Annotated in this window: 11 protein-coding genes; 6 read left to right on the top strand and 5 right to left on the bottom strand. The window is 69.4% G+C overall.

Annotation, left to right across the window (positions count from 1 at the left end; all coding sequences use genetic code 11):
- The 4 genes from G6017_RS08740 to G6017_RS08725 form a co-directional block, all read left to right on the top strand.
- On the top strand, positions 1 to 250 hold a 250-nt coding region (locus G6017_RS08740), incomplete at its 5' end, for a GNAT family N-acetyltransferase (protein ID WP_182616974.1).
- A 13-nt stretch (positions 251 to 263) separates the two neighbouring features.
- Positions 264 to 1064 carry an exodeoxyribonuclease III gene (locus tag G6017_RS08735; RefSeq protein WP_182616972.1) on the top strand — a complete coding sequence of 267 codons (801 nt, stop codon included), beginning with the start codon at positions 264 to 266 and terminating at the stop codon, positions 1062 to 1064.
- 37 nt (positions 1065 to 1101) lie between these two features.
- Complete coding sequence (gene ppk2 / locus G6017_RS08730) at positions 1102 to 1995, top strand: polyphosphate kinase 2 (RefSeq protein WP_179523458.1); 894 nt, start codon at positions 1102 to 1104, stop codon at positions 1993 to 1995.
- A 76-nt stretch (positions 1996 to 2071) separates the two neighbouring features.
- Positions 2072 to 2488, top strand: a complete 417-nt coding sequence (locus G6017_RS08725; RefSeq protein ID WP_182616970.1) for a CoA-binding protein — start codon at positions 2072 to 2074, stop codon at positions 2486 to 2488.
- Between the two features lie 18 nt (positions 2489 to 2506).
- On the opposite strand, the gene G6017_RS08720 is transcribed toward G6017_RS08725, so the two are convergent.
- From G6017_RS08720 to G6017_RS08710, 3 genes are all read right to left on the bottom strand, one after another.
- A complete protein-coding gene (locus tag G6017_RS08720; protein ID WP_182616969.1) occupies positions 2507 to 2944 on the bottom strand; it encodes a CD225/dispanin family protein in 438 nt (145 codons plus the stop codon).
- A gap of 90 nt (positions 2945 to 3034) precedes the next feature.
- A complete protein-coding gene (locus G6017_RS08715; RefSeq protein WP_182609660.1) occupies positions 3035 to 4219 on the bottom strand; it encodes a DNA glycosylase AlkZ-like family protein in 1185 nt (394 codons plus the stop codon).
- Between the two features lie 5 nt (positions 4220 to 4224).
- On the bottom strand, positions 4225 to 4521 hold the full coding sequence (locus G6017_RS08710) for a GNAT family N-acetyltransferase (RefSeq protein ID WP_179523462.1): 297 nt from the start codon (positions 4519 to 4521) through the stop codon (positions 4225 to 4227).
- 183 nt (positions 4522 to 4704) lie between these two features.
- Here G6017_RS08710 and thiC point away from each other — a divergent pair, with 183 nt between their 5' ends.
- Positions 4705 to 6408 carry a phosphomethylpyrimidine synthase ThiC gene (gene thiC, locus G6017_RS08705; protein WP_182609661.1) on the top strand — a complete coding sequence of 568 codons (1704 nt, stop codon included), beginning with the start codon at positions 4705 to 4707 and terminating at the stop codon, positions 6406 to 6408.
- Between the two features lie 113 nt (positions 6409 to 6521).
- Here the strand turns inward: thiC and G6017_RS08700 are convergent, their stop codons facing one another.
- Together G6017_RS08700 and G6017_RS08695 are read right to left on the bottom strand one after the other, a co-directional pair.
- Positions 6522 to 7286, bottom strand: coding sequence for an ABC transporter permease (locus G6017_RS08700; protein ID WP_182616967.1), 765 nt, complete (start codon positions 7284 to 7286; stop codon positions 6522 to 6524).
- Complete coding sequence (locus G6017_RS08695; protein ID WP_182616965.1) at positions 7283 to 8197, bottom strand: ATP-binding cassette domain-containing protein; 915 nt, start codon at positions 8195 to 8197, stop codon at positions 7283 to 7285. Before G6017_RS08695 ends, G6017_RS08700 begins: the two co-directional genes overlap by 4 nt.
- Positions 8198 to 8283: 86 nt before the next feature.
- Between G6017_RS08695 and G6017_RS08690 the strand changes: the two genes are divergently transcribed.
- The coding region (locus G6017_RS08690; protein WP_182616964.1) for a DUF1707 SHOCT-like domain-containing protein at positions 8284 to 8588 on the top strand (305 nt) is incomplete at its 3' end.

The raw sequence follows: 8588 nt of genomic DNA, 5'->3' as shown, positions 1-8588 counted from the left end.
CGTCGCGGTGTCGTGCGTGCAGACCGCCGACGCCCACCGCCGCCGCGGGCTCGCCGAGGTGGTCACGGGCGCGCTCGTCGAGTGGGGACGGTCGCTGGGCGCCGAGGAGTGTCACCTCCACGTGTTCGCGGACAACTCGGCCGGTCGCGGCCTGTGGGCCAAGCTCGGGTTGGCCCCGCATCATTCGATGCGCCACCTCGTCGTCGTCGAAGGTTCGGCTCCGCCGTCCGCGCGATCCGATCCGGGGTAATAGACTGCTCGCCATGCGCCTGGCCACCTGGAATGTGAACTCGATCAGAGCTCGACGGGACCGTGTCGTGGCCTGGCTGGAACGCTCGGACGTGGACGTGCTGGCCATGCAGGAGACCAAGTGCAAGGACGACCAATTCCCGCACGAGGCGTTCGAGGAGCTGGGGTACCAGGTCGCCCACCACGGGCTCAGCCAGTGGAACGGTGTGGCCGTGGCCTCGCGGGTGGGGCTCGACGACGTCCGGCTGGGCTTCGACGACATGCCCGGTTTCCACAAGGACCCCGAGGTCACGCAGGACCCGGAGGCGCGCGCCATCTCGGCGGTGTGTGACGGTGTCCGCGTCTACAGTCTCTACGTCCCCAACGGCCGCGAGCTGGCGGACCCCCACTACACCTACAAGTTGGAGTGGCTGGCCCGGCTCCGCGACCACGCCTCCGCCGAGCTCGCCGCCGACCCGGCCGCGCAGGTGGCCCTGGTGGGCGACTGGAACGTGGCACCCCACGACGACGACGTGTGGGACATGGAGGTGTTCGACGGCAAGACCCACGTCTCGGAGCCCGAACGGCAGGCCTTCGCCGCCTTCGACGGAGCGGGCTTCCGCGAGGTCACCCGCGAGTACACCCCGGGCCCCGGCGTCTACACCTACTGGGACTACACCCAGCTGCGCTTCCCCAAGAAGCAGGGCATGCGCATCGACTTCCAGCTGCACTCACCGGAGTTGGCGGCACGGGTGACGGGCGCGTTCATCGACCGCGAGGAGCGCAAGGGCAAGGGCGCCTCCGACCACGCCCCCGTCGTCGTGGACCTCGACTGATACCGCCACCTCGTCCCAGAACCAGGAGCTCCCGCAGATGTCCACGTTCCAACTCCGTCACTACATCGACCGGCTTCGCGCCGAGGGCTTCACCGTGCGCGACGACCACGGTGAGGACCCCGACCTCATCGACATCAACGGCAGGGCCGTGGACACGTGGCGGGAGAACTACCCGTACGACCACCGGCTGGACCGCAATCAGTACGAGGTGGAGAAGTACCTGCTGCAGATCGAGCTGCTCAAGTTCCAGAACTGGCAGGCCGAGTCGGGTCACCGGCACGTGATCGTGTTCGAGGGCCGGGACGCCGCCGGCAAGGGCGGGACGATCAAGCGGTTCACCGAGTACATCAACGTGCGCCAGGCCCGCGTGGTAGCGCTGATCAAACCCACCGAGACCGAGCTGTACCAGTGGTACTTCCAGCGCTACATCAGCCATCTGCCCACCCGCGGCGAGCTCGTGATGTTCGACAGGTCCTGGTACAACCGGGCCGGCGTCGAGCGGGTGATGGGGTTCTGCACCGACGCCCAGTACTCCACGTTCATGGAGCAGGCGCCCATGTTCGAGAAGATGCTCGTGGATTCCGGGATCGGACTGACCAAGTTCTGGTTCTCGGTCACCCGGGAGGAGCAGAAGACCCGGTTCGCGATCCGTCAACTGGACCCGGTCCGGCGGTGGAAGCTCTCCCCCATGGACCTGGAGTCCCTGGACAAGTGGGACAAGTACACCGCCGCCAAGGAGGAGATGTTCCGGCGTACCGACACCGACTGGGCACCCTGGATCACCATCAAGTCCAACGACAAGAAGCGGGCGCGCATCAACGCGATGCGCCACTTCCTCAACCAGTTCGACTACCCGGAGAAGGACCCGCAGGTCGTGTTCGACCCTGACCCGAAGATCGTCCGGCGCGGCAAGGTCGCCGTCGGGGACTGACTGAGCCCGCGAAGGAAGATCCCGCGCACAGGGCCCGTCGGGGAATGTCCGCGCGACGCCGCGCATTGCACAGGGTATGAGCCACACGAATGATCCGACCGTCATCACGCGCCTGCTCTCGGATCGCGGGCGGTGGGCCGTGGTGGGCCTGTCCTCGAATGCCGGACGCACCGCGTACGGGATCGCCGCCTACGTCCGGGACCTGGGCCACGAGATCGTCCCGGTCCATCCGAAGGCCGAGACGGTCCACGGGCAGCAGGGCTACCCGGACCTGGCGTCAGTGCCGGGGGAGATCGACGTCGTGGACGTCTTCGTGAACTCCCAGCTGGCTGGCGGCGTAGTGGACGAGGCCATCGCAAGGGGGGCGAAGGCGGTCTGGCTGCAGCTGGGCGTGATCGACGAGGACGCCGCCCGGCGGGCCGCGGACGCCGGTCTCGACGTGGTGATGAACGCGTGCCCGGCCATCGAGGCGCCGCGGCTGGGGCTGCGCTGAGGCGACCCGCGCCGGGGATCAGTACCCGGTGGAGGCCAGCCCCACCATGGCGATGATGAAGACGAAGTAGAGGACCACGAGTCCCCCGAAGATGGCCAGCGAGATGAGGCCCAGCTTCTTGGCGGAGGCGCTCGCGGCCTCGGCCTCGGCGTGGTGGCCGGCCGCCCACAGCGGGTAGACGTCCGCGGCGCGGGTCATCGCGACGAACGACAGCGGCCAGAAGAACAGCAGCGAGGCCACCGCCCACCCGATGTTCGACGGCGGGCCGGGTCGGGTGGCCCCGGGGGAGCCGGTGAACGCCCCGGTGCCCTGACCCCCGTAGCCGGGGTTCTGGCCGTACGAGGGTGCGCTCTGACCGTAGGACGAGTCCTGCCAGTAGCCGGACTCCTGTCCGTGGGACTGGCCCGCCCCGAACGGGGAGTCGGAGGGGGAACCGGGGTAGCTCGGGTTCGTCATGACCGAATCGTATCCCCGGAGTGAGGTCGGCCGAAACACCCTCCTCCCGAACGGACGGCCCCCATCCGACCGGTGCCGCGCGCGCCGCCGTCAGGTCGGATGCCTGCGGAACGCCCGCGCGATCCCCGTCGACTGCCGCCCGGACAGAGTCGCGAACGGCGCGGTCTCGATGCGACGCCGGCCGCCCGAGCCCACCGTTCTCCACGTGGCGACCACTCTGCTCCTGTGCACCACCGTCCTCCGGAACACACCGTTGTTGCCGGGAACGATCAATCCGGAGTGATCAGAGTCAACCGCGTGGGACCGGTCGCCGTAGCCGAGCAGGTATTCGTCGAAGCCCGGGAGCAGGAGTACGGCATCCGCGGACCGACCCGCAGCGGCCAGCCGATCAGGCGCGCCCGGGTCCATCCAGTAGGTGGCGCCGTCGAACGACACCGCCTCCAGCCGCCCGGACACCGCCTCCAGGGCGGGGCGGACGTCTCGCAAGGGCAGTCCGGTCCACCGTCGGAAGTCCTCGGCCCGCGCGGGTCCGTGTGATCGAAGGAACCTCTCGAGCCACTCCGCGACGGCCTGCTCGCGGGTGGGTGAACGTGGGACGACCCCGTTCGCTGCCAGCCACCGATCGTGGTGGGCGAAACCGTGCACAGGACCGTCGGACCCTGTGCTGCCGGACCCTGTGTTGCCGGGCCCTGTGTTGCCGGGTCCTGTCCCTTCGGACCCCGTGCCGTCGACCTGGCTGACCAGCCCGTCGACGACGAAGAGGTACAGCAGGTGGTAGCCGCGGCCCTCAGAAACCTCCACTCCCTCCGCCCGCCAGCGATCCTGGAGCTGGGCACGGGTCCGGACACGCGTCCCGGCGATCTCCTCGAGCAGAATTCTGTGAGCGCGGGCGATTCCGTCGTCGTCGACCCCGAGCGCGGCGAGCCGCCCCACCGCGGCAGAACGGGACCGCCCCGCGGCCACCCCGACCATCCACCCGAGGTCCTCACCGGGCACGAGGTGGAGGGTGCCGCGCATGGGCCACGAACGGACGACGGACCCGTCGGCGAGGGTTGCTCGGACGTCGCTGATCGTCGCGGGCCCGCCGTCCGGACCGAGGGAGCGCAGGGCGACCGATGCGAGGACGCCGGGCAGGTCCTGCCCCTGCATGCACGCCATCCACCGCACCGCCTCGGCGGGCGAGGAGCAGCGTTCCCCCACGAGCCGCTGGGAGGCCAGGCGGAGGCGGGCGAGATCCCGGCGGGTGACCGGAGTGGTCCCGGACGCCTCCCTCACCGGGGTCAGCGGGGGGCGACGAGGAGTTGGTACTCGGGGAAGCGGATGAGGAAGCGGCGGACATAGCTGCACACCGGCCGGATCTTGTTCCCGTCCAGACGCATCCGGGTGAGGACCAGACTGACCAGCAGGCGGGCGATGCCCTGCTGACCGAAGTGCTCCTCGATGACGGTGTGGAGAAGGATGTAGACCTCGCCGTCCTTCTCGTACCCCACCAGGCCCATGAACGTCTCGCCGTCCCACAGTTCGAACCGGTCTCTATCGGTGTTGTGGACCAACACCAGTGACTCTACTCGGGACATGGGGCTCCTTCGGCAGGGTGTGTTCCCCACGTGATGCTACTCGCCGGGGTACGCTCGCCCGGCACCATTTCATACTCGTCCACACGGGAGTCCGCTTCGGAGCGCGGGCTGAGAGGACGGCCAGCCGGGTCGTCGACCGTTGAACCTGTCCGGGTCATGCCGGCGTAGGGAGCAGTGAACATCATGGGCAGAAACACGTCCACCACCAGCGCAGACACCACCTCGATCGAGGCCGTGACCTGCGGCCCCATCCATTCCAGCAGCAAGTCCTACCTCGAGGTCCGGGCCGAGGACAGCACCCTGCGCGTGCCCGTCCGTCGGATCTCACTGACCAACGACACGACGTTCGACGTCTACGACACCTCCGGTCCGTACACCGGGTACGCCGACGCCGGGGAGTGCCACGACCTCGCCGCAGGACTGCCGCCCACCCGCGACGGCTGGGCCCACCCGGAGGCCGCGCCCGCCTCGGCGGAGGACCCCACGCCGGTGCGGACCCAGCTGGCCTGGGCCCGCGCGGGCCACATCACCCCGGAGATGCGCTTCATCGCCGCCAGGGAGGGGATCGACGTCGAGGTGGTGCGGACCGAGGTGGCGGCCGGCCGCGCCGTCATCCCGGCCAATCACCGCCACCCGGAGAGCGAGCCGATGATCATCGGCAAGCGCTTCCTGACCAAGATCAACGCCAACATCGGCAACTCCGCGGTCACCAGCTCGATCGCGGAGGAGGTCGAGAAGATGGTGTGGGCCTCCCGGTGGGGCGCGGACACCATCATGGACCTGTCCACCGGGCGGGACATCCACGAGACCCGCGAGTGGATCATGCGCAACTCCCCCGTTCCCGTGGGGACCGTGCCGATCTACCAGGCACTGGAGAAGGTGGGCGGCGATCCGACCGCGCTGACCTGGGAGCTCTACCGCGACACCGTCATCGAGCAGTGCGAGCAGGGCGTGGACTACATGACCGTCCACGCGGGCGTGCTCCTGCGGTACGTCCCGCTCGCCGCCAAGCGCGTCACCGGGATCGTCTCGCGCGGAGGCTCGATCATGGCGGCGTGGTGCCTGGCGCACCACCGCGAGTCGTTCCTCTACACCCACTTCACCGAGCTCTGCGAGATCCTCGCGCGCTATGACGTGACGTTCTCCCTCGGGGACGGCCTGAGGCCCGGATCGATCGCGGATGCCAACGACGAGGCCCAGTTCGCCGAGCTCCGCACGCTGGGTGAGCTCACCGGGATCGCCAAGCGCCACGGCGTCCAGGTGATGATCGAGGGCCCCGGGCACGTGCCGATGCACATGATCGTGGAGAACGTGCGGCTCGAGGAGGAGTGGTGCGAGGAGGCGCCCTTCTACACGCTGGGGCCGCTGGCCACGGACATCGCACCGGGTTACGACCACATCACCTCCGCCATCGGCGCCGCGCGGATCGCGGAGGCGGGTACGGCGATGCTCTGTTACGTCACCCCCAAGGAGCACCTGGGCCTGCCCGATCGCGACGACGTCAAGACCGGCGTGATCACCTATAAGATCGCCGCGCACTCGGCGGACCTGGCCAAGGGGCACCCCGGCGCACAGAGACGGGACGACGCGCTGAGCACCGCGCGGTTCGAGTTCCGGTGGAGGGACCAGTTCGCCCTGGCGCTCGACCCGGACACCGCGCTGGCGTACCACGACGCGACTCTGCCCGCCGAGCCCGCCAAGACCGCCCACTTCTGCTCGATGTGCGGTCCCAAATTCTGCTCGATGCGGATCTCCCAGGACATCCGGGACTACGCGGCCGAGCACGGGATGGAGACGGTCGAGGCGATCGAGGCGGGGATGGCGGAGAAATCGGCGGAGTTCGCCGAACAGGGCTCCCGCGTCTATCTGCCGATCAGTCAGCACTGACCTTCCACAGGGCGTCCGACCCCCCCGCGAGTCGGCCCAGCCAGCGCGCGGCCCAGCCCGCGACGAGACGCGGCCCGGGTGTACCGACACCCGGGCCGTGTCGTGGGTGCCGCTCAGGCGTCCCGGCGCAGGGTGATCACCAGTCCTGCGACCCACAGCGCCACGCAGACCGCCGCGAACCACGCGAAGGCCGGCCACTCGCCCCACGTGATGAACCCGCGCGCGGTCTCACCCTGGGTCCAGTAGTCACCGTTGGCGAACGGCATCCAGCCGGCAATGTCCTGCCCCACCCGCGGGATCAGCGAGACCATGCCCTCGAGAGCCAATGTCCACACCAGGAACAAGGAGATCGTACCGGCGGCGTTGCGCATGATGTACGCCAGCCCCATCACGGCGACCGTGCCCAGCGCGGCGTAGACCGGGAACCGTACGAGGTACGTCAGCCCGTCCCCTGAGAACGGGGTCCAGGAGTCCAGTCCGGACAGGGCCCCCGCCACCAGTAGCGAGAGCACCACCGCAACGGCGGTCACGACCATCGACATCACGGTGAACAGCACGGTCTTGGCCACCACCGCAGGCCACCGCGACGGAGAGGCGAGGAAGGTGGCCTTGTTCGTGTGGTAGCGGTACTCGCCGGTCACGGCGACGATCGCCGCGATCCACGCGAGGATCACGGTGAAGGCGCCGACTCCCAGGATCGCGAACAGCGGGTCGCCCCCGCCGCCGGGTTCCCCGACGATCGGGTCCCCCGCCGAGGGCTGCTCGAACTGGCCGATGATCGCGGCCAGGCCGAGGGCGAGGGCGATGCCCAGGCCGTACAGCCAGTAGGCGCTCTTGGTTGTGGTGACCTTGATCCACTCGGACTTCAGCAGGTTCATCGGGTGGTCTCCTGACCGTGGTACTCGACGTCCTGATCGGTGAGCGCCATGAAGGCCTCCTCGAGCGACGCCCGCTTCTCGTGTAGTTCGTGGACGGTGATCCCCAGGCTGGCTGCGAGCTCACCGACCTGGGAGGCGGGCAGCCCCTCGACGAGGAACGCTCCGGCCTCGGGGTCGAAGGTGGCGGTGATCCCCTCCTCCCGGGCGGCGGCGGTGAACTCGTCGACGTGCGGTGTCCGGAGGAGGACGGAGGACGTGGCCGCGGAGAGGAACTCCTCGACGGACGTCTGGGCGCGGAGCACCCCCCGACCGATGACGACGAGGTCCTGGGCCGTCTGTGCCATCTCCGACAGCAGGTGGCTCGACACGAGCACCGTCCGGCCCTCGGCGGCGCGGGCGTGCATGAAGCGGCGGATCCAGAGGATGCCCTCGGGGTCGAGACCGTTGACCGGTTCATCGAAGAGCAGCACCTCGGGGTCGCCGAGCATGGCGGTGGCCAGCCCGAGTCGCTGGCGCATTCCCAGCGAGTACCCGCCCACCTTGCGGCCGGCCACGTCGCTCAGACCGACCAGCGACAACACCTCGTCGACGCGGGTGGCCGGCAGACCACCCGCGGCGGCGATCATCTTCAGGTGTGCGCCCGCGGACCGGTTGGCGTGGGTCCAGGACGCGTCGAGCAGGCACCCGACGGTGTGGGTGGGCCGCTCGAGTTCCCGGTAGCGCCGGCCGTTGATCAGCGCCTCACCCGAGGTGGGGGTGTCCAGGCCGACGATCATCCGCATGGTGGTGGACTTACCGGCCCCGTTCGGGCCGAGAAAGCCGGTGACGACGCCCGGCCGCACCACGAAGCTCAGGTCCTCGACCGCCGTAGCGGCGCCGAAGCGTTTGGTGAGATTGCGTACCTCGATCATGGTCTCCAGTGTGCCTGCCGGGGCGCGGGAAGCGGGCTCCTCCCACTCAGCTCCCGTACAGGTGTGTCAGGGCTTACCCTCGTCCCATGGATGACGCCCGCCCAGATCCCGGTCCCGAACTCCCGTCGATCCGTGCCTCGGACCACGAGCGTGAGGCGACGGCGAGGTTCCTCCAGCAGTCCTACTCGGAAGGGCGCCTGACCCTCGCCGAGTTCGACGAGCGGACCACCAAGGCCTACGGGGCCCTCTTCCAGTCCGACCTGGCCGAGCTCACCCGCGACCTGTCCCCCACCCGTCGCGACGGTGGGGCCGCGCCCGCGGCGCACCACGGGGCGGCACCCGCACGCAGGGTCACCGGCGGGAGCGGTCCGTCGACGTCCCTGGCGTTCAT

The organism is Dietzia sp. B44 (assembly GCF_014145245.1).
In the GTDB taxonomy this organism is placed as follows: Bacteria; Actinomycetota; Actinomycetes; order Mycobacteriales; family Mycobacteriaceae; genus Dietzia; species Dietzia natronolimnaea.
The sequence above is the reverse complement of the archived record's forward strand: the minus strand, read 5'-3'. Positions and strand labels throughout refer to the sequence as shown.

What these genes read in the sequence shown, in the direction of transcription:
- ppk2 (WP_179523458.1), top strand. Translation starts at nt 1,102, where the DNA reads ATGTCCACGTTCCAACTCCGTCACTACATCGACCGGCTTCGCGCCGAG.
- G6017_RS08700 (WP_182616967.1), bottom strand. Translation starts at nt 7,286, where the DNA reads ATGAACCTGCTGAAGTCCGAGTGGATCAAGGTCACCACAACCAAGAGC.
- G6017_RS08695 (WP_182616965.1), bottom strand. Translation starts at nt 8,197, where the DNA reads ATGATCGAGGTACGCAATCTCACCAAACGCTTCGGCGCCGCTACGGCG.
- G6017_RS08720 (WP_182616969.1), bottom strand. Translation starts at nt 2,944, where the DNA reads ATGACGAACCCGAGCTACCCCGGTTCCCCCTCCGACTCCCCGTTCGGG.
- G6017_RS08710 (WP_179523462.1), bottom strand. Translation starts at nt 4,521, where the DNA reads ATGTCCCGAGTAGAGTCACTGGTGTTGGTCCACAACACCGATAGAGAC.
- thiC (WP_182609661.1), top strand. Translation starts at nt 4,705, where the DNA reads ATGGGCAGAAACACGTCCACCACCAGCGCAGACACCACCTCGATCGAG.
- G6017_RS08725 (WP_182616970.1), top strand. Translation starts at nt 2,072, where the DNA reads ATGAGCCACACGAATGATCCGACCGTCATCACGCGCCTGCTCTCGGAT.
- G6017_RS08735 (WP_182616972.1), top strand. Translation starts at nt 264, where the DNA reads ATGCGCCTGGCCACCTGGAATGTGAACTCGATCAGAGCTCGACGGGAC.